At 51.4% G+C, this 25,383-nt stretch carries 23 protein-coding genes; 19 read left to right on the forward strand and 4 right to left on the reverse strand.

The window, feature by feature from the left end:
- From JRI95_05740 to JRI95_05810, 15 genes are all read left to right on the forward strand, one after another.
- Positions 1 to 282, forward strand: a 282-nt coding sequence (locus tag JRI95_05740; protein ID MBW2061053.1) for a hypothetical protein, incomplete at its 5' end; no start/stop codon positions are given.
- Between the two features lie 218 nt (positions 283 to 500).
- Positions 501 to 1,568: a branched-chain amino acid ABC transporter permease gene (locus JRI95_05745; protein ID MBW2061054.1), complete on the forward strand. Its 1,068-nt coding sequence runs from the start codon at positions 501 to 503 to the stop codon at positions 1,566 to 1,568.
- Between the two features lie 2 nt (positions 1,569 to 1,570).
- Positions 1,571 to 2,356: an ABC transporter ATP-binding protein gene (locus tag JRI95_05750; GenBank protein MBW2061055.1), complete on the forward strand. Its 786-nt coding sequence runs from the start codon at positions 1,571 to 1,573 to the stop codon at positions 2,354 to 2,356.
- Positions 2,347 to 3,135 (forward strand): ABC transporter ATP-binding protein, encoded by a 789-nt coding sequence (locus JRI95_05755; protein ID MBW2061056.1) that lies wholly within the window; start codon positions 2,347 to 2,349, stop codon positions 3,133 to 3,135. The genes JRI95_05750 and JRI95_05755 overlap by 10 nt, the downstream gene beginning before the upstream one ends.
- Before the next feature lie 49 nt (positions 3,136 to 3,184).
- On the forward strand, positions 3,185 to 5,092 hold the full coding sequence (locus JRI95_05760; GenBank protein MBW2061057.1) for an AMP-binding protein: 1,908 nt from the start codon (positions 3,185 to 3,187) through the stop codon (positions 5,090 to 5,092).
- On the forward strand, positions 5,089 to 6,192 hold the full coding sequence (locus JRI95_05765) for a branched-chain amino acid ABC transporter permease (protein ID MBW2061058.1): 1,104 nt from the start codon (positions 5,089 to 5,091) through the stop codon (positions 6,190 to 6,192). Before JRI95_05760 ends, JRI95_05765 begins: the two co-directional genes overlap by 4 nt.
- Before the next feature lie 68 nt (positions 6,193 to 6,260).
- Entirely contained in the window at positions 6,261 to 7,784 is a 1,524-nt protein-coding gene (locus tag JRI95_05770; GenBank protein ID MBW2061059.1) for an AMP-binding protein, read from the forward strand.
- 422 nt (positions 7,785 to 8,206) lie between these two features.
- A complete protein-coding gene (locus tag JRI95_05775) occupies positions 8,207 to 11,134 on the forward strand; it encodes a hypothetical protein (GenBank protein ID MBW2061060.1) in 2,928 nt (975 codons plus the stop codon).
- Between the two features lie 23 nt (positions 11,135 to 11,157).
- Positions 11,158 to 12,507: a hypothetical protein gene (locus JRI95_05780; protein MBW2061061.1), complete on the forward strand. Its 1,350-nt coding sequence runs from the start codon at positions 11,158 to 11,160 to the stop codon at positions 12,505 to 12,507.
- 229 nt (positions 12,508 to 12,736) lie between these two features.
- Positions 12,737 to 14,173, forward strand: a complete 1,437-nt coding sequence (locus JRI95_05785; protein MBW2061062.1) for a dephospho-CoA kinase — start codon at positions 12,737 to 12,739, stop codon at positions 14,171 to 14,173.
- 34 nt (positions 14,174 to 14,207) lie between these two features.
- Positions 14,208 to 14,702, forward strand: a complete 495-nt coding sequence (locus JRI95_05790) for a DUF2889 domain-containing protein (protein ID MBW2061063.1) — start codon at positions 14,208 to 14,210, stop codon at positions 14,700 to 14,702.
- Between the two features lie 11 nt (positions 14,703 to 14,713).
- A complete protein-coding gene (locus JRI95_05795) occupies positions 14,714 to 15,169 on the forward strand; it encodes a DUF2889 domain-containing protein (protein ID MBW2061064.1) in 456 nt (151 codons plus the stop codon).
- Positions 15,170 to 15,178: 9 nt separating this feature from the next.
- Positions 15,179 to 15,805, forward strand: coding sequence for a PHP domain-containing protein (locus JRI95_05800; protein MBW2061065.1), 627 nt, complete (start codon positions 15,179 to 15,181; stop codon positions 15,803 to 15,805).
- A gap of 520 nt (positions 15,806 to 16,325) precedes the next feature.
- Positions 16,326 to 16,691, forward strand: a complete 366-nt coding sequence (locus JRI95_05805; protein ID MBW2061066.1) for a CGGC domain-containing protein — start codon at positions 16,326 to 16,328, stop codon at positions 16,689 to 16,691.
- Positions 16,692 to 16,742: 51 nt separating this feature from the next.
- Positions 16,743 to 17,264: a hypothetical protein gene (locus tag JRI95_05810; GenBank protein ID MBW2061067.1), complete on the forward strand. Its 522-nt coding sequence runs from the start codon at positions 16,743 to 16,745 to the stop codon at positions 17,262 to 17,264.
- 49 nt (positions 17,265 to 17,313) lie between these two features.
- On the opposite strand, the gene JRI95_05815 is transcribed toward JRI95_05810, so the two are convergent.
- Positions 17,314 to 17,748 (reverse strand): LysM peptidoglycan-binding domain-containing protein, encoded by a 435-nt coding sequence (locus JRI95_05815; protein ID MBW2061068.1) that lies wholly within the window; start codon positions 17,746 to 17,748, stop codon positions 17,314 to 17,316.
- 902 nt (positions 17,749 to 18,650) lie between these two features.
- Here JRI95_05815 and JRI95_05820 point away from each other — a divergent pair.
- The 4 genes from JRI95_05820 to JRI95_05835 all read left to right on the forward strand — a co-directional run bounded on the left by JRI95_05820 (position 18,651) and on the right by JRI95_05835 (position 22,906).
- Positions 18,651 to 18,986: a hypothetical protein gene (locus JRI95_05820; protein MBW2061069.1), complete on the forward strand. Its 336-nt coding sequence runs from the start codon at positions 18,651 to 18,653 to the stop codon at positions 18,984 to 18,986.
- 298 nt (positions 18,987 to 19,284) lie between these two features.
- Positions 19,285 to 19,935, forward strand: a complete 651-nt coding sequence (locus JRI95_05825; protein MBW2061070.1) for an MBL fold metallo-hydrolase — start codon at positions 19,285 to 19,287, stop codon at positions 19,933 to 19,935.
- A gap of 160 nt (positions 19,936 to 20,095) precedes the next feature.
- The gene (gene trkA, locus JRI95_05830) at positions 20,096 to 21,460 is read left to right on the forward strand and encodes a Trk system potassium transporter TrkA (GenBank protein MBW2061071.1); all 1,365 of its coding nucleotides are present in this window, start codon (positions 20,096 to 20,098) and stop codon (positions 21,458 to 21,460) included.
- Entirely contained in the window at positions 21,461 to 22,906 is a 1,446-nt protein-coding gene (locus tag JRI95_05835) for a TrkH family potassium uptake protein (GenBank protein MBW2061072.1), read from the forward strand.
- A 63-nt stretch (positions 22,907 to 22,969) separates the two neighbouring features.
- Here the strand turns inward: JRI95_05835 and ddlA are convergent, their stop codons facing one another.
- From ddlA to JRI95_05850, 3 genes are read right to left on the reverse strand one after another with little or no spacing between them, the layout of a single operon-like run.
- Positions 22,970 to 24,073 carry a D-alanine--D-alanine ligase gene (ddlA, locus tag JRI95_05840; GenBank protein MBW2061073.1) on the reverse strand — a complete coding sequence of 368 codons (1,104 nt, stop codon included), beginning with the start codon at positions 24,071 to 24,073 and terminating at the stop codon, positions 22,970 to 22,972.
- A gap of 12 nt (positions 24,074 to 24,085) precedes the next feature.
- A complete protein-coding gene (locus tag JRI95_05845; protein MBW2061074.1) occupies positions 24,086 to 24,700 on the reverse strand; it encodes an energy transducer TonB in 615 nt (204 codons plus the stop codon).
- Positions 24,693 to 25,331: an HD domain-containing protein gene (locus tag JRI95_05850; GenBank protein ID MBW2061075.1), complete on the reverse strand. Its 639-nt coding sequence runs from the start codon at positions 25,329 to 25,331 to the stop codon at positions 24,693 to 24,695. Before JRI95_05850 ends, JRI95_05845 begins: the two co-directional genes overlap by 8 nt.
- Between the last annotated feature and the right edge of the window lie 52 nt (positions 25,332 to 25,383).

The following is a 25,383-nucleotide window of genomic DNA, read 5'->3' on the forward strand; positions in this document are numbered from 1 at the left end:
GAGGGACTGACTTACGCATTGATGATACAGAAGGCCCTGACCGACGCCGACAACGCCGGCGAACTGACGCGGCTCGGAGTTAAAAAGGCCCTGGACAACATGGTCTGGGATTTTAAGGGATTGTTCGAAGGAAAGACGTTTTCCTACAAGTCCCATACCATCCCCATGTTGAGGATGTTCAAGGCCCATGTCAAAATGGTCGAGGTCAAAGGCAAAAAGTTCCCCACAGGAAAAGTGGTCCCCATTACCGACTGGATCAATACAGACGAGGTTAAGTGGTAGATAGAACGCATCAATACCGGATCCCACATGGCATGACCGTGTGGGATCCTTTCCAATAATCACGGCCTGTACTGAAATAATATCATGCCTGCTTCATGGCAAAGGCTAGGATCAAGGCAGGGAGGAACCGCCCGCGCTATCGGTGCACAGGTCGGCGAGCGAACTCAGGATCGAAAGACGTCCAGTGAAATATAAATACTAACATCCGAGGGGTCACTATGATTGGTCTTTTGCAGGCTCTGGGCAATGGCATCTTAATCGGTTTGGTTTATGCACTTTTGGGTCTTTGTATCGTTATTATCTTCAAGGCCTCAGAGGCCTTTAACTTCGCCATCGGAGAGTTTCTGGTTATCGGCTCCTTCCTTTTTTACATCCTGTTTTTTGATAAAAATCTTTCCTTGAGTAGAGCTCTCGTCTTAGGAATTCTGATTTTTATATTTTTCTCTTATGTACTGATCTTCGATAGGAATCTTCACTTTATTATTTCTCTTCTCATTGGGCTGGTGGCCGGTTTTTCAACCTTTTACATAATTTTTTATGGTCTGAATCTTCCGTCCCTCCTTGCCAACCCCCTTCTTCGTTTCATTGTCGCACTACCCTTGGGGCTGGCCGCCGCGGGCATGGTGGGATTAATTATTGAACGGCTGACCATCAAACCCCTGCTCGGACGGAATCCTATCTCCATGACCATGGTCGCCCTCGGATTGATCTTCTTTTTAAGGGCATCTGTTCAGCTTATTTTTGGATCGGACACGTACTCTTTCTTTCTCGATCTGCCAGACATTACTTTAGAAAGAGGAGATTTCCTGTTCCTGTCCGATCCGACCTGGGCTGGAATTCTCTCTATAATAACGTTTGGGTTGGTGATCTTCTTTCTTTTTCGCACGCGCTGGGGGCTGGCCATTCGAGCCGTCTCCGAGGACCAGGCCAAGGCTATGGCCTTTGGCATAGACGCCCGCTTCATATTACTTATGATCTGGGCCATCAGCGCAGTCTGCATCGCCGTGGCCGGGATCATGATTTCCAACTTCGGCGCCCTGGCCTTTGGCTCCGGAATCGTGGGCATGCGGGCCATCCCGGTCGTGCTCATTGGCGGGATGGACAGCATTGGCGGCGCCCTGGTCGGCGGGATCATTATAGGCGTCTGTGAGGCCCTGGCCGGCGCCTATATAGAGCCCATGGGTCTGATCGGTTTCAAGGATGTGGCCCCCTATTTTCTGATGCTGATCGTGCTTTTCTTCCGGCCCTACGGCCTCTTCGGGACCGTTCGCATCGAGAGGGTTTAGGCATGCTGGCTATTGAAAACTTAAGAGTCGTTTATCACGACGTGATCTCTGTTTTGAACGGGATGTCCCTGGAGATCAAGGATGGCGAGATCCTGGTCATCATCGGGGCCAACGGTGCGGGTAAGACCACCCTCCTGCGCGCCATTGCGGGCATGATTGACTTTTACGATGGCGACATCATTGACGGCGATATCAAAATGAACGGGGCCTCCATCAAGGGGCTGGATGCCACCGATATTATGAAACGATACGGCCTGACCTATGTCATGGAAGATCGGCCGGTCTTCTGGTACCTGACCATCGAAGAAAACCTGGCCGCCGCCTCTTACTCCCGATGGGACAGACAGGTGAAGGCCGATATGGAGCAGGTCTTCGAGTACTTCCCGGTGCTCGGACCCCTGAAAAACAAGAGGGCCGGCTATGCTTCGGGTGGTGAACAACAGATGCTCGCCATTGGTATGGCCCTCATGACCAAGCCCAAGATGATGCTCCTGGATGAGCCTTCCCTGGGACTGGCCCCCCTGATCACCGAGGAGCTCTTCAGTATCATTAAGCGGCTCAACGAGGCAGGGATCACCATCATGCTCGTGGAGCAAAACGCCTTTGCCGCCCTCAATATCGGCACACGCGGCTATGTTATCGAGATGGGGCGCATCGTTCTTGAAGGCAAGGCGGATGAGCTTCTGGAAAACGAGGACGTCCGGGAGTTCTATCTGGGATCGGGGGAAAAGGAACGAAAAAGCTACAAGGACGCCAAACGATACAAGAGACGGAAACGATGGCTATAAACGCAGCGAAAGACGGCATCCTTTTAGAGATAGAAGATCTGCACCTCTCTTTTGGAGGCATAAAGGTGCTGAGTGATATCAATCTCTCGGTGCGAAGCGGCGAGATCTTCTCAATAATCGGGCCCAACGGCGCAGGCAAGACAAGCTTGATCAACTGCATCAATATGCATTACCGGCCGGATCGAGGTCGCATCACCTTTGATGGAAGGAAATTGGAAGGCATTAAGCCCCACGTTGTGGCCACCCTTGGAATAGCCCGGACCTTCCAGAAGGTGGAGCTTTTTCAGGGCATGACCGTGCTGGACAATATCAAACTGGGCCGTCACTTCCTCATGAAGTTTTCGCTCCTGGGCAGCTTTCTTCGGCTGCCCAACGTCTATCGCGACGAAATGAAGCACCGCCAGCAAATCGAGGAGGAGATCATTGATTTTATGGGCCTTTCAAGCTTTCGCTACACCCCGGTCGGGATCCTTCCCTTTGGCGTTCGGAAGCGGGTGGATATGGCCCGGGCCCTGGCCATGAAACCGAAGCTGCTCCTTCTGGATGAGGTCATGGCCGGAATGGCCGTTGAGGAGAAGGAGGATATTGCGAGTTATATCCTGGATGTCCAGCGGGACCTGGGCGTGACCATCGTCTGGATCGAACACGACCTGGCCCCGGTCATGGATCTGTCAGACCGCGTCTGCGTCCTGAATTTCGGGATAAAGATCGCGGAAGGAACTCCCTGGGAAGTCCAGAAAGACGCTCAGGTCATCGAGGCCTATCTGGGGAGGCAGTAGGAATAAAACAAATATTATAAAAGATTATTCAAGTAGATATGGTGAGATTATGCTTGAGGATATCTTAATCGGTCTTATCGTCAAGAATGCGGCTGAGATTCCGGATGAGGTCGCCATTCGGGAGAAGAGGTATGGCGTCTGGAGTCCAATGACCTGGCGTGAGTTTCAGGAGGACGTGCAGCGTTTTGCCTTGGGCCTGAGGGCCTTGGGGTTTCAGACAGACGACAAACTGACCATCATCGGGGACAACAAACCGGAATGGATCATCGCCGAGTTTGGATGCATGGCGGCCGGAGGTATCCCCACCGGTGTATATCCTGACAGCCTGGCTGAGGAGATGGCCTACCTGATCATTTATTCTGACTCCAGATTCCTGGTGGCCCGGGATCAGGAACAGGTGGACAAGGTTCTGGCGATCTGGGAAAAAATCAAGGCTGGGGTCGAGAAGGTCATTGTCTGGGATTCTCGCGGCATGAGCCATTATTACGAGGAATACCCCTTCCTGGAGCGGTTTGAAACAGTACTTCAGATTGGGGCTGAAGCAGAAGCGGATCAGAAGGATTACCTGCTGAAAAAAGCCGAGGCGATTGATCCGGCTCAAGCGGCCATAATGCTGCCCACCTCAGGAACGACCGCCGAGCCAAAGCTTTCTGTCCTCAGCCACCAGAACCTCATCCAGGCCTCTGAAAGCTACGGCCGGATGGTGAACATGAAAAGAGGGGATGAACTTCTCTCTATCGCCCCCCTGGCCTGGATCGGGGAGCAGCTCTATACCGTGACCCGGTGGCTGATGGTCGGGGCTCATTATAGTTTCCCGGAGGAAACCGAAACACTCCGCAAAGACCTCATCGAACTTCAGCCTTTCTATTTCGGCGGAACTCCAGCCACCTGGGAGTTTCTCATCTCCACCATCCAGGCCGCCATGGACAATGCCGATTTCTTCAAACGATATTTTTATAACCTGGCCACCCGGACGGCCCTGAAACACACCGAGGCCGAACTGACCGGCGAGAAGGCCGGGGCATGGAACCGAATTCTTTTTCACCTGCTGAATTTTTCTGTTCTGCGGTCCCTCAAGAACAAGGTCGGCCTGGGACGGGTGAAAATGGCTGTTACCGGCGGCGGGGCCATTTCACCGGAGGTCTTCAAGTATTTCAAGTCCCTGGGGATTGATCTGCGCCAGGTTTACGGCCAGACTGAATGTGCTGGCATCGCCACCACCCACTGGGAGGACGACGTCAGGCCCGAGACGGTCGGGGTGCCGATCCCTGACGTTGAGGTCAAGGTCTCTGAGGACGGCGAGATTCTGGTGAAGGGATCAAATCTCCACCTTGGGTACTATAAAAAAGACAAAGACACTCAGGAGGGCTTTACCGAGGACGGTTACCTTCGCACGGGTGACGCCGGATATTTCGGCGAGGATGGACATCTTTACGTCTTCGACCGCTTCAAGGACATCATGACCCTTGAGGATGGCACCAGATTTGCCCCGCAGGACATAGAGACCCGGCTCAAGTTCAGCCCTTACATCTATGAGGTCATGGTCTGCGGGGCGGAGAAGCCCTACGTTGTAGCCATTGTGAGCATTGATCTCGAAAACGTTGGAAACTGGGCCAAAAAAAGAGGCATGTCCTATACCACCTTCCAGGACCTCTCTCAAAGGCCTGAGATCTACGAGCTGGTTCAGAAAGAAATCCAGAAGCTGTGCGAACGATTTCCAGAAAACATCAGGATAAAGCGATTCGCCATCCTCCTCAAGGAGCTTCATCCTGACGACGGCGAACTGACCAGAACGAGAAAGGTCAGGCGGGCCTTTGTCACCGAGAGATACAGCGCTCTGATCAATGATCTTTATGAATCTCAAAAGGAACATCATTTTGATATTGAGATACGCTATGAAGACGGTCGAATCTCCACCTTTAAGGGGACGGTTGCCATCGAGGGGGTCTATTCGTGAAATCCTTGTCTGAGGTCTATAGCTCCATTTTTTCTTCCACTGCTGTCTTTAGCTATCGGGAGGACGAAAGGATCTTTCGCACCCTGTTCAAAAGGGTGTGGTTTACCATTCTTCTTATCCTGGCTGTGATAACAGTGATTGGATCAACCTTCGGGATCGGCGCCAACGAGTATCATTATTTTATTCTGAACCTGATTCTGATCAATCTCATTGCGGCCATAGGCCTCAACCTCCTGATGGGCTTTACCGGGCTTCTTTCCCTCGGCCATGCCGCTTTCATGGGCGTCGGCGCTTACACTTCCGCCCTTCTTATTACCAAAGTCGGATGCCCCTTTGTACTGTCGGTGGTGCTGGCCGGTCTGGTGGCTGCCTTGTTCGGACTCATCGTGGGAATTCCTTCCCTGCGCATCAAGGGTTTCTATCTCATGGTCGCTACCGTGGCCTTCCAGATCGTGATCGAATATCTCATCATCCACTGGGACGGCCTGACTCGAGGCATCCGGGGGATCGAGCTTCCAACGCCCGCTTTTTTTGGAATCTCACTCGAAAGTAACCAGGCCTTCTGCATGTTCCTCTTCGTGGTGACGGTTTTTTTGATGTGGGGCGCAAAAAATATTACCCGCTCCAAGATCGGTCGCGCCTTCATCGCCATACGGGACAACGATGTCTCCGCTGAAATCATCGGCATACCGATCTTCCGTTACAAGCTCCTGGCCTTTGCCATCAGTGCTTTTTACGCCGGTGTCGCCGGTGCGCTCTATGCCTCGCTGCTCAGAACGGCCATCCCTGAAGACTACGTCTTTTATAACTCCATCATCCTGCTGGCCATGGTTTTGATTGGAGGTCTCGGGTTTCTAATCGGTACGGTCTTCGGCGTCATTTTCATTACCCTGATACCCGTTCTGCTGGATTTAATTGTGGCCTATCTGGCCCAGGTCTATGACCCCAATATAACCATGTTCCTTGGACCGATGAAGGAACTGGTCTTCGGCGGGCTGATTGTTCTGTTCATCATTTTCAGGCCGGAAGGACTGGTGGGGGTATGGATCAGGATACGGGATTACTTCCGGATCTGGCCCCTGCCTTACATCTCGGAGTAGATTTTCAGGCTAAAGGATCTCTTGGCTGAGGAAGCATTCGGACCAGCCTCAATAAGGAGTTGAAGACCATGGGAATTCATGATTACACCATATATGATTTCATCTGCCGCAATGCCCAGCTCTATCCGAATCGCGACTGCATCGTTTACAAGGACACCCGTCTAAGTTTTAAAGACTATAAAGATCAATGCGACCGGCTGGCCGCGGGTCTCATAAAATCGGGCGTCACTCCAGGCGATCGTTTAGGCGTGGTGGCCCATAACAGCGATGAGTTCATGTTCCTTTACGGGGCGGTCGCAAAGATCGGCGCCATCATGCTCCCGGTGAACTGGCGTTTTAAACCGGACGAAGTGGAATACGTGCTCAATGACTGCACCCCCAAGGTCGTCTTTGCCAGCTCCGATTACCAGGAACTGGTTGCAGCAGCGGCCCGAAACGTGAAATCCATTGAAAGGCGCTATACCATTGGCAAAGGCGAAGTCCCGGAAGCGTTTCATCCGTTCGAGGAGCTGTATTTGGACGACGAGGCGCCAGGAGCAGGGGACGTTTCGGCTGACTCCGGTTTTGTGATCATCCACACGGCCGCGGTTGAGGGGCGGCCCAGAGGGGCCCTTCTGAGTCAGGCCAACCTTGTCTATTCGAACTTGATGATGGCCGGCCAGTATAATATGGGGATAGACGACTGCTGCGTCGGCGTCCTGCCTTTGTTTCACATCGCCGGGTTGAACCTGACTCTGGCCACGATGCAGGCTGGAGGAAAGAATGCCATACTCGAACGCTTTGATGCGGAGCTGACCTGCCAGCTCATTGACGAGGAGAAAGGCACGGTCTTCTTCAACTTTGCCCCGATCCTGAAAATGGTCATGGACAAGTATGAGGAAGGCTCCTATGACTTCTCGAGTCTGCGGCACGTCACGGGCCTCGATCATCCAGACAATATTACCCGGTTCCTCAAACTTGTGCCAAAGGTCACCTACTGGACCGGTTTCGGACAGACAGAGGCCATGGTCGTCACCGGAGGCCCTGCTTTTGAAAAACCCGGGAGCGCAGGCAGGCCTTCTCCGCTGGCAAGGGTGGCCCTCTTTGACGACTATGACAACGAGGTTCCAGTGGGAACTCCTGGAGAGATCTGCGTCCGTTCTCCGGCCGTCTTTCTTGGATACTGGGGATGTGACGAAGACAATGCCTATACCTTCCGGAACGGCTGGCATCACACCGGAGACATCGGGCGCTTTGACGAGGAGGGGTACCTCTGGTATGTCAAGCGGAAGGCCCAGAAGGAACTCATCAAGCCCGGCGGAGAGAATGTCTATCCAGCTGAAGTCGAAAAGGTGATCCTGGCACACGAAGCAGTGGCAGAGGTAAGCGTCATCGGGGTCTCGGACGTGCAGTGGGGCGAGGCCATCAAGGCCGTCTGCGTCCTCAAACCGAGCCAGTCCCTTGAAGATCAGGAACTCATTGACTTCGTAGCCTCCAAGATTGCGCGCTATAAGAAACCGAAATACGTGACCTTTGTGGACGCCCTGCCCAGGAATCAGGATGGAGGAATAGATCGAGACCAGGTGAAAAAGGAGCACGGCGGCCGGTATTAAGGGTTATCTCCCCTAGCCCCTCAATCAGGATGATATCAATGCTTAAGCAGTCTCTAGGGCCTGCCTTTTAGAGAGCATGACAAAAATACGTTCCGAATGAAAATTTTAGGACTGCTTCATGGCTGACGCTCCTCGCCATGACATTTTATAACAATATCAAATGGCGTGTCATGGCAGCGCTGCCAGGTCAACCCTCCTTTAGTTTTTTCCAAATTTTTACCAGTTGCTAGAATCCGCCCATAAGTCTCCCAGATTTTTAGCCTCACTGCTCCCCTGGACCCCCCAGGGCCGTAGATTTCCTCAAAAAGAAGGCCATGACCGTTGCTTTTACCACGTCATTCATGGTATCTCCCTGGTAAGTTATTTTAAGGGTCATGAGGAAAAAACGAAAAATAGTATGAGGTATCACCGAGGCTTAAGGGATGAGCCAGGAAGAACTTGATAAAGATTCCGTATCATTTTTTGCAGGACTGGAAATTGGCGCTGTTTCCGTGAAATGGGTTCGCCGGACAAAAGATGGAGAGACCATGGCTGAGGTGATCCAGCATGGAGGCAACCCCAGGCAAAAGGTCCGGGAACTTCTTGAACGCCATAAGTCTGGAAATAATGCGCGTCTCGTCGTGACCGGCCAGGCGGCCAGGCTTCTCCTGGACCTGCCTTACCGGGCCGAGACGGAATGCCTGGAAAAGGCCCTTGCGTTTCACGATCTTAAGCCCGACATTCTCCTGTCCCTGGGCGGGGAGACATTCAGCGTCTACCCCATGAAGGACGGCCTCATAAAAAATATTATTTCGACTTCCAAGTGCGCCGCAGGCACCGGAGAATTCATTGTCCAGCAATTTCAAAGGATGGGCCTGTCTCTTAAGGAGGGCCTTAAGGCAAGTGAAAATGGCAGGATTATTCAGCTGGCCACCCGATGTTCCGTGCACTGTAAGTCTGACGCCACTCATAAGCTCAACAAAGGTGAATGTCAACCCGGGGACATCGCAAAATCCCTGATCCATGATCTGGCGAAAAAGGTCAGCGAAATGGTTGACCTGGCCGGGTGGCCGACGCGCTTGATCGTGATTTCCGGCGGGGTGGCCAGGAACGAGCTCTTTGTTGAAAGCTTTCGCCGGTTCCACAAAGACGCAGAAGTGAAGGTGCTCCTGGAAAGTCCCTACCTTGAAACCTTCGGGGCCTCTCTTTACGCCTCGGAACTACCCCCCAAAACCACCACCCCTTCAATCAACAAATGGATCAGGACTGCGGAGATCGAGTTCGAAACGCTCAAACCGCTCAAGGAGGCCGAGCCGCTCCTGGATTACAGGGTTCAGGCGAATACCCCTAAAGAAATCATTGAAGGCGCTTCTTATATCCTGAGCGTGGATGCCGGTTCAACCACCACCAAAGCGGTGCTGTTCAATGCGGCCGACGGTTCGGTGGGCGCGAGCTGTTATCTCCGTACTTTGGGGAATCCAGTTCTGGCGACAAAGAGGTGTCTGGAAGAACTCATCGAGCAGGTCGGGTTAAAATTCATAAAAATCATTCAAGCTGGCACGACCGGTTCAGCCAGGGAGATGGTTTCAGTGTATCTGGACAACTGCCTCACCTTTAATGAAATCCTGGCTCATGCCCGAGCGGCCTCCGAAGAAGTCCCGGACGTAGATACGGTCTTTGAAATCGGCGGCCAGGACTCGAAATTCATCTCTTTCCTGAAAGGGATTCCGATTGATTACGCCATGAACGAGGGGTGTTCAGCCGGAACAGGCAGTTTTCTCGAGGAATCGGCCTCCGTGGACATGGGTGTCGCCATGGAGGAGATCAGCCGCCTGGCCGAAGAAAGCCTTTATCCGATTGCCTTTGGCGAACGGTGCGCCGCTTTTATCAATACTGATTTAAGGAACGCTCTGCAGCAGGGGGCCAGCCGGGAAGATGTCATTGGCGGTCTGGTCTATTCTATTGCCGAGAATTATAACTCGCGCATTGTCGGTCCCCGGCACGTGGGGATGAATCTTCTCTTCCTGGGCGGCGTGGCCCTGAATAAGGCGGTGGCCCTGGCCATGGCCGCCCGGACGCAGCGCAAGATCGTGGTGCCTCCCCACCCCGAACTTATGGGGGCTGTGGGGATCGGTCTCATGACCAGGGATCTCCTGCGTCAGCATGACGCTCATGAGAAGGTTTATAAGCTTGAGGACCTCATCCAGGGCGAGCTGCAAGTCAAAGAAACCTTCCGCTGTAAAGCCTGCGAAAATAAATGCGAAATCCAGAGCATTGTCATCAGAGGCAAGAGTTACCCCTTTGGGGGGCTTTGTTCCAAATATGAAAAACTGCGTCATGAAGGCGACCAGGTGAAAGAGGGCCGCGACCTGGTGGCTTTACGAAACAGGATCATGTTCGAGGAATTCGGGCCTCAACCCGTGGAAAACCGGCGCGGCGCCATCGGTCTGCCCATGGCGCTCACCACCCTTGAACTCTTTCCTTTTTATGTAAAACTCATCAACGCCTTGGGTTATGACGTCGTGCTTTCAAACCCTTCCAAGGCTGGAAACGCCAAAGCGACCTCAGCCATCTGTTATCCCTGCGAGGTTGTCCACGGGGCCGTCCATGACCTTTTGAACCGGGAGGTTGATTTTATCCTTTTACCTCATGTCATTGAACTGGAAATACCTGAAGGTGCTCTTCACAGCTACACCTGTCCTTCGACGACCATTATACCGGATGTCATACGGGCAGCCTTTGAAGAGGCGGCCGATAAAATTCTCTCCCCCCATATTGCGCTTTCCAGGGACCTCATGGAAACGACCTTCAAAGAGATTGAGGAGATGGGCCTTTTACTGGGGTTGGATGAGGACACGGCCAAAAAAGCGGGCCAGGAAGCCGTGTGGCACTATGAAAAGTTTAAGAAGGTCTATCGAGAACGAGCTAGAGAGGAACTGGAAGCCTTGGCCAGGGAGCCAACGGTCGTCCTGGCGGGCCGGCCTTATTCTACCTGCTCCTCCGAGGTGAACCTGGCCTTGCCTCGCAAGATCACCAGTAGAGGCTTTCATGTCGTGCCGGTTGATATGCTGCCTCCATTAAGTGACGCTTTGCCTCAGCGTGATGTCTGGCACTTTACCCAACAGATCAGCAATGCTGTGAGGCATGTTCAGAATAATTCCAATTTATATATCTGCCTTCTTTCCTGTTTTTCCTGCGGACCTGACGCCAGCATGTATCACTACTTCCGCCAGACGCTCTCGGGGCAGACCTTCTGTTACCTTGAGATTGATTCACACACGGCCCATGCCGGTTTTGAGACGCGCGTGGGCGCGTTCCTTGATATTATTGAAGGGCGGCGGCGCAAGGGAGAAGACCAAAAACCGAAGTGAGCTCGCGCCAAGGAGAAAAATCCATGGATCAACCGCAAGCCAAACGGGCACGGCTTTCTGAAAAATTTGACTACATTATAGCTAGCGATGGCCAGAGGGTGGAATATGACGACCCGCGCCTGGTGCATATCTGGACTATTGACCACAGCCGCTTTACCTTGCGTATGATTGCTAAAGTTTATGAAAGAAGCGGGCGGAAATTCAGGTTCTGCGATGCGACCAGTACCGAGGTGATGCAGTACGCCAAAAAAGTGTGCTCAGGCCGGGAATGCATCCCCATGACCGCCATGGTCGGGGCCGTATTAAAAGATATTTACCACCAACGAAGCAAGGATGAAATATCAATTTACATCACCCTGGATCAGCAGGGGCCCTGCCAGAATGGCGCATGGCCCGTGGTTTGGGAGACTTTTGTCCAGCGGCTTAATTTAAAAAATGTCATCTCCGGCGTCATGCCCAGCCTGGCGAACAACCAGCTCGGGCTAGGGGATGAACACACCAGGACGGTGAACAAGTGTCTCCTTCTGGGAGATTCGTTCGAAGAGGCGGAAAATACGCTGAAATGCCTGGCGCAAGACAAAGATGCGGCTCTAAAGACGTTCGAAGCTGAGTTCGAACGATTCACTGCGTCTTTCAAACTGGGGGATAAGGCCATTGAACCGGCTTTAAACGCATGGGCGGAAAAGATGGCCCAAATACCTCTTAAGGCTTCAGTCGAGGAAACCCCAAAGGTGTTGATCTTCGGAGGGTTAAATCTACTGTTTGTCCATTATCCGGCCACCAGTTATTTTATCGAACAGGGTATCCTTCCCAAGGTGGTTGATTATGCCGAAGGCTCCTGCTGGATAGAAGCGGAAAACCTTGTCAGATACGGCTTTAAAAAGGGTCTGATCACGCCAAAGGAACACTTCTCCTTCAAGCCCCCGAAAAAAGATAAAAAAGAGGCCTTGACTGCGAGAAAGGCCAGGTTAGGCGTCTTTCTCATTGAATCCCTGCGCAAGCAGTTTCGCGAAATTATGGAAAAATCAGGCCTCCTGTTTGACGAGCCCATCCCCTTTTCCGAACTGGCCCAGGAAGGCCATCAGTATGTTTCCTATAATGGAATGACTGAAACCTCCATCATCACCGGGAGGTACGTCTGCTCCATCAAAAGCGGCTTATATGACGGCCTGGTAAATCTGGGTTCGTTTAACTGCCAGCCCGCTATGAACTCACAAGCGATCATCCGGCCTCTGGCCAATAGAAGCGATGTTCCCTATGTCGCTATTGATTGTGAGGGGCCCTGGATATCCACCAACCAAAAGAGACTCCTCGAAACCATCGCCGTACAGGCGAAAAGGATTCGAAAAAAGAAAAATGCAAGGCGTTCTTGAAACACCTTTTCCTTATCTTATTACTGGAAAAATCAAGGAAGAGTTGAAGTCAATCGGGGGAAATCCTTGTAAAAGAAGGAATTATAAAATTGATCGTGAAGTATTGCCTGTTTTATAAACCTGTGCCAGCATTGACATACTGATTAATAATAAGCTAAAATGGTTAAACTTGGCTTTGGCCGGTCATTTTGCAGATAGCCGGCTTAAATACGAAAACAAGGAGAAGGCAATGAATACAAGTCGTGACTGGGAAAAATTGATTCGAAGGATGGAATTGTTGATGAGGCTAAAATCCTTTCCAGTAGCCTTTAAACTGCTGGAGGATAAAACAAAGCTTGATGAAATCCTATTTATGCGCAGGTTAGATCACCCATCTACACTTTGCCAGCTCATCAACCTTGTCAGGAGTTTTGATTGGACAGTTGGTGCAGATGTTGACGGTCTTCTGGGCAATAACTGCGCTTCTATTATCGGTCTTTCTGATATCCCTCAATTCATGAAAGAGGGGATATTTAGAAGTATCGTCTGGACCCAGAGCCGGGCAGATGGCAAGAAGTATGAAAACTCGATTCCTCGCCTGCCCCTGGGAAAATATGAGGCAGTGGCAATGGCGCCGCTCGTCTATAAACCATTTGAGCCTGATATTGTCCTTATCTATGCCAATCCGGCTCAAATGATGCTTCTTATTAACTCCCTGCAATTCGAAGACTATGAGGTCATGGAATTCTATTGTGTCGGTGAAACGTCCTGTGCTGACGCTATTGCCAGGTGCTATTTGACGAACAAACCTTCCCTGACCATCCCCTGCTATGGTGAGCGCCGCTATGGTCACGCTCAGGATGATGAATTGGTCATGGCGGTGCCAGCCGAGTTGATGGAAAAGGCTCTTCGGGGGATGGAGGCTCTTTACAAAAGAGGCATTCGCTACCCCATCAGCTACGCGGGTGCTGAACAAGACGTGGCCCACGCCTTTCCGGAAACCTACAGCGGCCAGGAAAGATATCTCGCTTTAAGAGGAAAAGACAACAGACTGCTTCTAGGCGTTACCGGGGGCATTGCCACCGGTAAGACTGCTGTTGCGAAAATGCTGGAAGAACTGGGCGCACCGATTATTGATTTTGATGTGCTCAGCAGGGTGGTCGTGGACCCGGATAAACCTGCCTGGCAGGACATCGTTAATTTCTTTGGGGAGCAGGTCCTCCAGGAAGATCGTGCTTTAGACCGGAAAAAACTTTCTGAGATCGTTTTTCAAGACATGGAGAAGCGGAAAAAACTCGAAGGCTTCATTCATCCAAGAATCGGGGAGGAATTTGCCAGACTGGTTGAGGAATACGCTCGTCAGGACCCGGATGCTATCATTCAGGTGGTGATACCTCTCCTGATAGAAACGAACATGCATCCTATTTTTCATCATCTTTTAATGGTTTATGCCCCGGAGGAAGTACAGGTTAAACGTCTCGTGGAACGGGACAATATCACGGAAGAAATGGCTATGAATATAATCAAGTCCCAGTTATCTGTCGAAGAGAAAAAAGGCTATTGCGATTTGCTTGTTGATAACTCAGGTTCACTTGAAGATACGCGTAAACAGGTTGAGGAGCTTTGGGAGCAATTAAAAAAAATTCAGCAGGAACGCAAGGAAAAGAAGAAAACATCTGAAGCGTGATTTCCGCTGATATCATGGTTACAGGAGTATAAAAATGGTTTTACGCTTTTTAAGGGAAAAGGTCGTTGAGGTGGAACCTCTGGCTGATGGAGAACTGGCTGTAACGTGGAAACTTGCCGACGACTTATTAGAAGCTGAAATCCAGATGAAAGTCCTTCCTCCGGATTTGGAAATAACGGAAGCACAGGCCCGCATTATTCGTGCGCCTCATGCAGCGTGTGCGTCCGTTCCGGATTTGATTGAAAAAGTTGAAGGGGTTCGCATCGGACCGGGCTTGCGCAAGATCGTAAAAGGATTGATAGACGGTCCTGATGGATGCAGCACTTTGACTGCTGGAGTGCTGGAGTGCTGTAACGCCGTTATTCTTCATTTCACCAGACCGGGTATTCAGGCTGGAGACGGTTTGGTGTTAACCGAGGAAGAGCAAATTGCCAGAGGGCGTGAAAATTTGAAAAGAAATCCTCGTCTGGTTCGAAGCTGCATCGCCTTTGCTGACGACAGCCCTATCATGCAGGGCCTCGGCCTTTAAGGAGTGAAAAGATGATTACATTTAGTCGAAGTTCAATCGTTGGGGCGGAGTTTCCGGACGATAAAACCGTGCGGTTCCACGGCTCCCAGACAGACCACATCTATGATATGGAAATAGAAGTGGATGTCCGCATCCCTGAAGGCGAGATCGTGGCCATTAAGGGATGGATGAAACGATATACCACCCCCATATGCCCCCAAGCGGTGGATGTCCTTCAAATGGCCGTCGGGATATCGCTTCGGGAGGAAGGCTGGGATTCCCAGATCATGAGGGAAATTGGGCGCAAAGGCTGTGAGCATTTCGCCGAGATTCTGATCGAATGCGGCCGGTGCCTGGATCAGGCCCGAATGGCCAGAGAGCTTTATCAGCCCGTCATGGAGGATGCAACCATTGATCAGAATGAGTTCACCCGGAGCTGGGTCAAGGAACATCCAGATATCCAGGGTTCCTGCCTGGCCCGAAGCTAGGGGGTTGAGATGCGCGTTGATCTGCATATACACACCAGCCCCCGCTCTCTCTGCAGCCACATTGATCCTCCTGACCTGATCCAGGAAGTCAAGCGGTTAGGCCTGGACGGATTCTGTTTGACCGAACACCAGGTTATCTGGGACCCTCACGAGGTGGATGAACTGGCCCGGGACGAAGGCATCAAAATCTTCAGAGGAAATGAGATCACCACCAATCAGGGGGACATCCTGGTCTTTGGGTATGAGGAGGACCTCCAGGGGGTGGTGCCCATCAAAGTTCTTCACAACAAGGTCAGAGAGGCCAATGGTTTTATGATCGCGGCTCATCCCTTCCGCGGCTTTAAAACTTTCGGAATTGGCCAGCTCAAGATGAATGTGGACCAGGCCTGCAAGCGAAAGGTCTTTCAGTACATAGACAGCATTGAGGTCAGAAATGGCAAGCTCAATGAACAGGAGAACGATATGGCCAGCCAGGTGGCCGAACGCCTGGGCCTCCCGGGCACGGCAGGCAGCGATGCCCATAACCTTGATGAAGTCGGAAAATGGATCACTGTTTTCGAACGGGACGTCCAGAATGAACAGGAGCTGATGGAGGAACTCCGCGCCGGACGGTTCACCATTGGATCAGCACGATAAAAAGGGAAGCGTTCTGAGGCCAGTCTGATTCTTCAAGGAAGACCATACTTTAGGGGGAACTTAAAAAAGTCCCTCCCTTGACTTGTTATTGATTTCAGTTCATCTCCAAAAGAATTGATGAAAAAAAACTATGTAACCAGATATTTGACATCAGAAAAAATTCGAGCAAAGTGGCTTATCCACGGGTTTATTGATTAAGGTTCTGATATTGTTGAATTTAGGAGCAATCTAATATTTTTAATGCCTGGGGAAATCCTCCCAGTTCCCTTTACAAAAGGTGGGAGTGCTAAAAATCCCCCTTTTCTAAAGGGGGATTAAGGGGAATTTTTTTAAAGCCGAGTGTTTAATCAATAACACTCTGGCTGAACCGACCGGCCTATTTACATAGAATCATTCCAATCTATTGAAATTGCAACTGATTATATTACAATCCAATACCAATAATTGACTGCGAAACACTGGTAAAATGATCAACAAAACCGGAGATGAACCGCAATTCTTCATCTCTAAGGAGAAGAAAATGGAAAAGATATTGATTGTGGGCTGTAAACGGGCCATGGATGACGTCTGTATCGGATGTTCGAGATGTATGGTCGGATTTAACCGACGGGAAGGCGAGTTCAGCCGTTATAAGGACCAGGAAGCTGGATTAATGGGCCTTTTGAATTGTGGTGACTGCCCGGGCGCGACCATTGTCACCAGGCTGGCTCAGGTCAATCTCTGGAACGCGCCCATGGAAGAAAAGGTGACCAAGGTCCATGTGGCTCCCTGTGTCATAGATCACTGCCCTTACAAGGATACGATCCTGGCCAAGATCAAGGCCAAGTGCGGCGTAGAGGTCATCGAAGGCACTCACCCCTACATGCCGGAAGACATCTTTGCCTGAGCCTTTGTCGGGGTGTGATAACCTCAGGCCAAATCCTGAGGAGGGGTTCGTATGGCCGATGAGGCTGAATTGGACGAAATGCTTTTAAAGGTGTTGACTGCTATCTTCAAGGAGACTCAGGGCGCTCCTGACAGCGTTATTAGCATGTGGACCGTGGGCCAGGGCCTGGGCCTGGACCGGGCTGAGATGGAGAATCTGTCCATGGAACTGGTCAGCCAAGGGCTTCTGGAGATAAAGAGTCTGTCCGGGAAGGTGGCCTTGACCGAGACCGGGTGGGAAAAAGCTCAAACTATCGAACCCGACGCCGCCCGGCCAAAGCCCTCGGATGACCTTGAAGGTTTTATTGAAGAACTGATGGCTTCTCTAGAAAATTTCGGTCTTGAGGATCAGGCTCGGAAAGACCTGGAGATAGACCTGGCTACACTTCAAGGGCAGATGACCCGCTCCCAGAGGCTCCCCCGGGTCGTGGAGGCTAGCCTTCAGGCCGTTAAAGAAACCCTTGATTCAGCGCCTCATCCCCCCGGCTCCTCCCTTCTCAGCATCCTGACCAGGTTGACAGCAGCCAAAGAATAGAGGCAGGAAGGCAGCCTGCTTTCCCATCAAGGCTCGGACTTACTCTTTATCAAGGCAGAAGCAGCTCCTGCCCGACCTTGATGTCCGTGTCCTGAATATTATTGATCTTCATCAAGGCCTCAACCGATACACCGGCCTTGCGGGAGATTTGCCATAGAGTATCACCCGGTTTGACCGTGTAAATCCGGGGCTTTTTAGCCTGCGGCTGCCGCCCCTGGAGAGCCGACTTAGCCCTGGTAACGGTTTCTGGCCGCTTGATCTCAAGCCTGTCTTTTTCAGCCTGCTTTTTTAAGGCCTGGTTTTCCTTCTGAAGGTCAAGCAACTCCTTTCCCAATGAGTTAAGCTCTCCTTGTGACCGAGACAGCTCCTCTTTGACCGCAGCAAGTTCGGATTCAAGCTGTTTGTAGTCCGATTCCGGAACCCCGCACCCGCTTCCCAGGGTAAAAAAACCGGCGGCAAGTAAAAAAATAAAGATTCTCTTCATTGGATCTCTCCTTTCCCGGAGGGTTCATTCTTGAATCCTTCACGAACCGCCTCAGAAGGCAAGCCCTTCGGCCTCAAACCTGTCCCGCATTTGCCCTTTTAATGCATTGAAGGTCAAACCGTCTTGAAAAAATGATCGCCTGCAAATCCGAAGCAATGATACCCAAAAACTGTCTTTAACAGGGAGAAGTATAAGGCAAGAGGAATCGGGCGTCAAGAACGGAAGAGTCGTTATTTTAGAGTAATTGCTAAAAAAATGCTCTGATATAGATTTCCGCTTTCGCGGGAACGACAGTGGAAGTTATTGTCATTCCCGCGCAAGCAGGAATCCAGATTCTGAAACCAGGAAGCTAAAAGGAATACAATTATGATAATCGCTAAATAATCTTGGATAAAGCCATGGCCTTTAAAAAAGAATAACAACGATCATACAGACCCTATTATTTCACGAACTGCTGGCGGTGTTGAACCTTCATTTTGTTAAAAGGAGGAACATAATTTCTATCAGGTAATAAAGAGTTAAAATTGCTTAGGGAAAATGAGTTATTTTTTCTCATGGAGGGAATTCGCACCCAAAAAGGTGACCATCTGATTCAAATACCATTTTCATCAATTCCTGCCTAGAGATTCGATTTTTTTCTTGACAATTCTTGAGCAACTGTTTTATTAGGTAAATAAAATTCACTCATTTGTTTTTCATCAATTTTATGTTGTTTTGCAATGATGTTATTTTGACTGTTTACATATATGAATATTCGACAAGTCCGCTGGAAAGTTTAGCTTAAACTTGATCGGATTATTTGATCGGGCGTAAGAAATACCCCATTGACCGACCATAAAGAGGTAAAAGATGGTCCATGATATCAGGAATTAACTCAACTGTTAAACAGAAAAGGAGGAAACATGGCAAGAAAAAAGGTGGTTGATTCAGCAAAGTTGATCAAGGCTGTAGAATCTGGGTTGCCTGCAAAAGAGACAATGAGCATGTTTGGGTTCAAGACAAGAACTCAGCTTAAATCATTTTATCTCGACGCTCTGGTAGAAACAGGCAAGGTCAAAGGCATCGTCAGCCGCATCCTCAAGAAAACTAGGCGACCAAAGAAGATCAAGGCAATCAAGGTTAATAAGCGGGGAAGTTTAGTGGTAACGCGCGGCATGGTTGAGGAAATGAAGTTTGCCATTGGCGACGCCTTTTCCATTCGAAAAACCAAATCTGGAATCAGCTTGCGAAAAAACTAAAGACAGTTCATCGCTCTAGCAGCCTGATCCAACTTTTAATCATTATTCGATCAAACAAATAAGTCCCCGGCTTCTGGCTTGAAGATAATTTCTGCCTGCGGTCGGGGATTGGTTTTATGATGTCATTTAACATTTTCAAAATTGGAGCGGATGTGGTAAATCACAGCGTCTTGTTTCGTTTTTATTTACAGCTCTTTTTTTGATTCACCGGATGGCCCCTGGTTGGGTTGAAAATTGACTAGGTTTTATGATACTAGTAGGCCCTGATTTCAGATGATGCCTCTCACGGGAGCAGATGATGATCGTCACACAAATCCTCGTTGGACAGTTTGCTGTTTTTTGTTACCTCATCGGCTGCGAGGCCACGCACGAGGCCCTGGTAATAGACCCGGCCGGTGACGAAGATCGCATCAAGGACGCGGCGCAGGAAGCCGGCCTGAACATCAAGTACATCTTCAACACGCACGGCCATCCAGACCACACCTGCGGTAACGCCCGCATGAAGGAAATAACCGGGGCGGCCATTGTGATGCATGCCTTGGATGATGATATCTTTAATATCAAAGGCAACGCTCGCATGGCTTCGGTCTGGGGCCTGGCTCAGTCTCCCCCGGCTGATATCAGGCTGGACCAGGAAAAGACCTTCAGGGTCGGTCAGGTCAATCTGGAGATTATTCATACGCCCGGTCATACCCCTGGAGGCCTCTGCCTGCTTGGAGAAGGCCAGCTCTTTACCGGCGACACCCTGTTCGTAGGCAGCGGTGGCCGAACCGATCTGCCATATGGTTCCCTGTCCGCCCTGCTGGATTCCATCAAGAAACTGATGGCCTTGCCTGACGACACGGTCATCTGGCCTGGCCACGACTACGGCGACGTCCCGACCTCGACCATCGGCCGTGAAAAAAAGACTAATGTCTATGTGGTTGAGTTCGATCTTTTAGAGGAATAGAGGTTATTGATCCAAAAAGGCCTGTGAACTGTTTCTGGGTACCGGCCTCGTTTATGACAATCAACCTCGGGCTGGCCGACTTGAATCCTGTGAGGTTCTCTGCTATAGCATACCCACGAACACAATTTAAACTCCAGGGCCTCCTGGAAAGGATAAAGACTTGAAGGTTATCATCGTCGGCGCCGGCGAGGTCGGCTATCATATCGCTAACAAGCTCTCCAAAGAGAACAAAGACGTGGTCCTGATAGACCTGGATGCGGAGAGGCTCAAGGAGGTCGGTGAGACCCTGGACGTTCAGACCCTACATGGCTCTGGAGCCAGCCCTACCCTGCTGCGCCTGGCCGGTATAGAATCCGCTGACATGATCATTGCGGTGACTGACAGTGATGAATCCAATCTTGTTACCTGCCTCATGGGCCGCCTCCTTGCCACGGGCACGACGCGCATCGCCCGCATCCGCAACCAGGATTTCTTTAATATCGAAGAGTTAATAACTGGAGAGGTGCTGGATTTATCCCTGGTCATCAATCCTGAGGCGGAGGTGGTCAAGACGATCCTTCGCCTGCTCGAGGTTCCGGGCGCCATGGATGTGGTTGACTTTGCGGACGGCCTGGTCAGGCTGATCGGGCTCAAGATAACCCCTGATTCAAACCTGGCCGGTCTGACCATGGCCCAGCTTCGTGAAATTGATCCTGAGCAGCACATCCTTATTGCCGCCATTTACCGGGACACGAGCGTGATCATCCCGCACGGCGGGACGCAGCTTGAGATCGGCGATCTGGTTTATCTGCCAGCGCGGCCTGAAGAGGTGGAAAGGATCCTGCGCATCTTCGGGCGAACCTCAGCCGCGGTGCGCAATATTTTTATCGTCGGCGGCGGGCAGGTCGGAACGGGGCTGGCCTTGGCCTTGGAGGATTGGCCTGTCACGGTCAAACTGATCGAAAGAAACGTGGAAGTTTGCCAGGAGTTGAGTGAAATCCTGAACAAGACCATCATCTTGAAAGGGGATGGCACCGACCAATCCCTGCTCGAGGAAGAGAACGTCGCCGATGCAGACGTCTTTATCGCCCTGACCAATGACGAGGAGGAAAACGTCCTCTCATGTCTGCAGGCCAAACGATTGGGGGCGCGGCAGGCCATTACCCGGATCAATAAGTTCTCTTACATCCCCCTGGTCACGGCCATAGGTCTCGAGACAATGGTCAGTTCGCGCCTCTCAGCGATTTCGGTCATCCTCCAGCATATCCGTCGAGGCAAGGTCGTTTCCGTGGCGGCCCTTAAAGGTGAAGACGCCGAAGCCATCGAATTCGTGGCCTTGGAAAGCTCGGATATCGTCGGGCGATCCATTGAGGAAATCAAGTTTCCTCACCAGGCAATTATCGCGGCCATTGTACGGCAGAATCATGTCATCATCCCCACCGGGCAGACCATTATCCAACCTGATGATCGAATCATAATCTTTACGCGCCGGGAGGCCATCAGCAAGGTAGAAAAGGCCTTTATGGTCAAGCTGGAGTATTTCTAGATGAACCTGAGGTTGGTCTTCTATCTGATCGGGATACTCAACCTCTTCCTGGCCTTATCCATGACCGCCCCTTTAGCCGTGGCGATCGGATATAATGATGGCCTGGCCTTCGCCATGCTGCACAGTATCCTCCTGACCCTCCTCTCCGGCCTGATCCTGATCCTGTTCTGCCGATCACCCGGCCAGGAAATTCGCCATCGAGAAGGCATGGCCGTGGTGGCCCTGGGATGGCTTTCGGCCGGTTTTTTTGGAGCCTTACCCTACTACCTGTCCGGAATTCAGGCCAGCTACCTGAATTGTCTCTTTGAATCCCTTTCCGGTTTTACGACCACCGGGGCCAGCATCCTGACGAACATAGAGGCCCTCCCCAAAGGCATTCTTTTCTGGCGCAGTCTGACCCACTGGCTGGGTGGCATGGGCATCATTGTCATGACCATTGCCATCCTGCCTTTACTCGGGGTCGGCGGGATGCAGCTTTACAAGGCTGAGGTTCCGGGTCCCACGGCTGATAAACTCCAGCCGCGCATCACCGAGACGGCCAAAACCCTCTGGAAGGTCTACCTGATCTTCACCGGGGCTGAGGTTATCCTTCTTTATTTTGGCGGCATGGACCTCTTCGACTCCTTCTGCCACACCTTCGGCACCCTGGCCACCGGCGGCTTTTCTACTAAAAACGCCAGTATCGGCCATTACCAGAGTGTGTATTTTGACGTTGTCATCACGGTCTTTATGCTTCTGGCTGGCATCAACTTCGCCCTGCACTACCAGGCCCTGACTGGCAACCTCAAGGCCTTTTACCGGAACTCAGAACTGCGGTTTTTTCTATGCGTCTTCGTTCTGGCGACCATCCTGGTGACCTGGTCAATATGGAGAAACAATGTCCCGTCTTTAGCCGAATCCTTGCACCAGGCCTCCTTCCAGTCGGCCTCGATCCTGACCACCACCGGCTACACCACAGCCGACTTTGAACGATGGCCTTCCCTGGCCAGAATCATTCTCATTATCCTCATCTTTATCGGCGGCTCCGCTGGTTCGACCGGCGGGAGCATCAAGTGCGTCCGCATCCTGCTCCTCCTGAAGCACACTTACCGTGAGCTCAGAGGTTTGATTCATCCGCATGCCGTCATCCCGATCAAACTCCAAGGCAAGGTCGTGCCAGATGACGTTCTTTCCTCTATCTGGGGATTTTTTATCCTGTTCCTCTCTCTTTTTCTCGTGGCTTCGACCATCCTGACCATGATGGGCATTGATCTGACCACCTCTTTTATGGCCGTGGCTGCGACTATAGGCAACATCGGACCAGGATTGGGCGCGGTTGGCCCGACTGACAACTACGCGCACCTCCCTCAGGCCGCCAAGGTCGTCTTGATGCTGTGCATGCTCCTGGGCCGACTTGAGGTCTATACCGTCTTTATCCTGTTTGTCCCGGAATTCTGGAAAAAATAGAAAATCGGTTTGAGTGAGCTGATTGACTCCGGGCGGAAAGCCTTTTTAAAAAATCCAACCCGGTCAGCCTTCATAAGAGGTCTTGAGGCCTTTATCCTTTTCAAATCGTTCTATGGCAAGCTGGATGAGCCGGTCTATCAACTCCGGATAAGAGAGGCCCGACGCCTCCCAGAGCCGCGGATACATACTGATCTTTGTAAAGCCGGGGATGGTGTTGATCTCGTTTACAATGACTTCATTATTCGTCTTAAGGAAAAAGTCCACGCGGGCCATGCCTTCGCAGCACAGGGTCTTAAAGGCCTTAATCGCCAGGTCCTGAACCTGACCGGTAATCTGAGCCGGCAGTTCTGCCGGGACCTTCAAAAGAGCGCCGTGTTCATCAATGTATTTGGCTTCGTATGAGTAAAATTCATGGGAAGGGATGATTTCACCGGGCACTGAAGCAATGGGGTCCTCGTTTCCCAGGACAGAACACTCAATTTCTCTTCCTTCAACATGTTCTTCAATTATGACCTTATGATCGAATTGAAACGCCTCGTCAACGGCCTGCTCAAACTGATCCATGTCGTGGACCTTGCTAATCCCGATGGAAGAGCCGTAGTTGGCCGGTTTGACGAAAAACGGCAGCCCCAACCGGGCCTTGATATCCTCAAAATTCATCTCGTTTCGCAGATGCAGGTTAAAGATAAGAAACCTGGCGATTGGAATTTGAGCGTCCCGAAGCAGCCTCTTCATGACGTCCTTATCCATGCCCAGGGCTGAACCCAGAACACCGGCTCCGACAAAGGGAAGATCGGCCAGTTTTAATAACCCCTGAATCGTGCCATCCTCTCCAAAGGGGCCGTGCAGGATCGGGAAGACCACATCAATCGGCCCCACGGACCCTGGCCCGGAAGGGCTGACGAGCCGCTCCTGGCTGCCGCCGGGAATCAGGCTTATCCGGGCGTCGGAATCATGTATCTTGATTCTTTTCGGGTCCTCATCATGGAGCAGATACCGCGAGGTCTCCAGGAGGGACCACTGTCCCTTTTTGTCAATGCCAATCAGGATCACCTCATATTTTTCCTGGTCAATGGCTTCCAGCACGTTTTTAGCTGACCGAAGGGAAACTTCATGTTCACCGGACTTGCCGCCGAAAAGAATCCCGACCCGTATCTTTTTACCCATGTTCACGCCCCCTTATTTCACGCCGATGTACTGGAACCGGTAGTCAAAAACGGCCCGGATATTCAGACGTTTGAGTTTAATATGGTCCGGAAAGCCCGGGTAAGGGGCGGCCCGGTGCAGCGCTTCGAGAGCGGCTTCGTCCAGGACGGCATGGCCCGAGGAGGAATCCAGGACGACCCGCAGGAGCCTCCCGTCGCTGCTCAAGGTAAAGACAGCCATGAGCCGGCCGCCTGCGATGTTTTTCTGGGCTCCAGCCGGGTAGATCCAATGATTTTTGATCCGGTTCTTAATCTGGTGCATGTAGGAAAGATATTCAGGCGCCTTACTTTCCAGGGAAATGGTGTCCTCATTCTCTGAATCGGCGTCAAGGACCGCCTTTACAGAGGTTTTCGAGGCCTTATCAGTTAGAACCCTGTCAGCCGTTTTTTTCAACTCTTCAAGCACGGGTTTTTTCAGGGAAGCAACGTCAATTTCCACTTCCATGACTAGCGGCGGACTGCTCATTGAGGCTGGTAATGGCGGCGCATATTGAAGCAAGGCGAAGCCCAGGATGTGAACCCAGGCTGAAATGACCAGGGCCAGGCCCAGGTCCAGCCCCTGGCGCCGCTGCCCGTCAGAGTTAATCATCCCCGACCCATAAATGTTCCTTTTTACGGTCGAACCACCATTGAGCCCAGTCCGTCTCCATGATCGCCTGGAAAAGGTCCTGGCCGACTTCTGTTTTGACGCGTTTTTGAGCAAAGGTAAGCCATTCAGCAGCGTAACGGTTGCCCAGGTCCTGTTTTTCTTTCAGTTCAACGGCCAGGTCCAGCTGGTCAGCGTCGTTAGCCAATAGAGACTCAAGGGTTTCCCTGGCTCTGAATTCTTCGAGCAAGGCCTCGATCTCCGGCCCGCAAGGCACGTTGGTCGCGGAATCAGCTCCGGCCCGAACCTCGTCCACCTTCACATACTGCTTGTTGACGTAATTATGGTCACCAGTGCGGGCCTCAGGAAAATCATGAAATAAACAGAGATTAACCACCTTGACCCGGTCCGCTCCTGGAGTCAGCCCGGCCAGGATGAAGCCCAAAATGGTGGTGCGGAAAGAATGTTCCGCCACACTCTCCGAACCATCTCCCAAGAATTGATATCCTGAGCGCGGCGTTTTCTTGAGCATCCCGGCCTCGAAAAGAAAGTTGGCCACCTGTTTGAAGGTCACGTTGGAATTTCCTTTAAAAAGGCAGTCGAGGCAGATTTTCCTGCCTCCCACCCGAACCATCCGGGGCTCCATGGTGGGTTCGCCGCAGCTTTCACAAGGCAGACTGGCAAAT

The sequence above is a fragment of the Deltaproteobacteria bacterium genome (genome assembly GCA_019308995.1).
Classification (GTDB): Bacteria; Desulfobacterota; Desulfarculia; order Adiutricales; family JAFDHD01; genus JAFDHD01.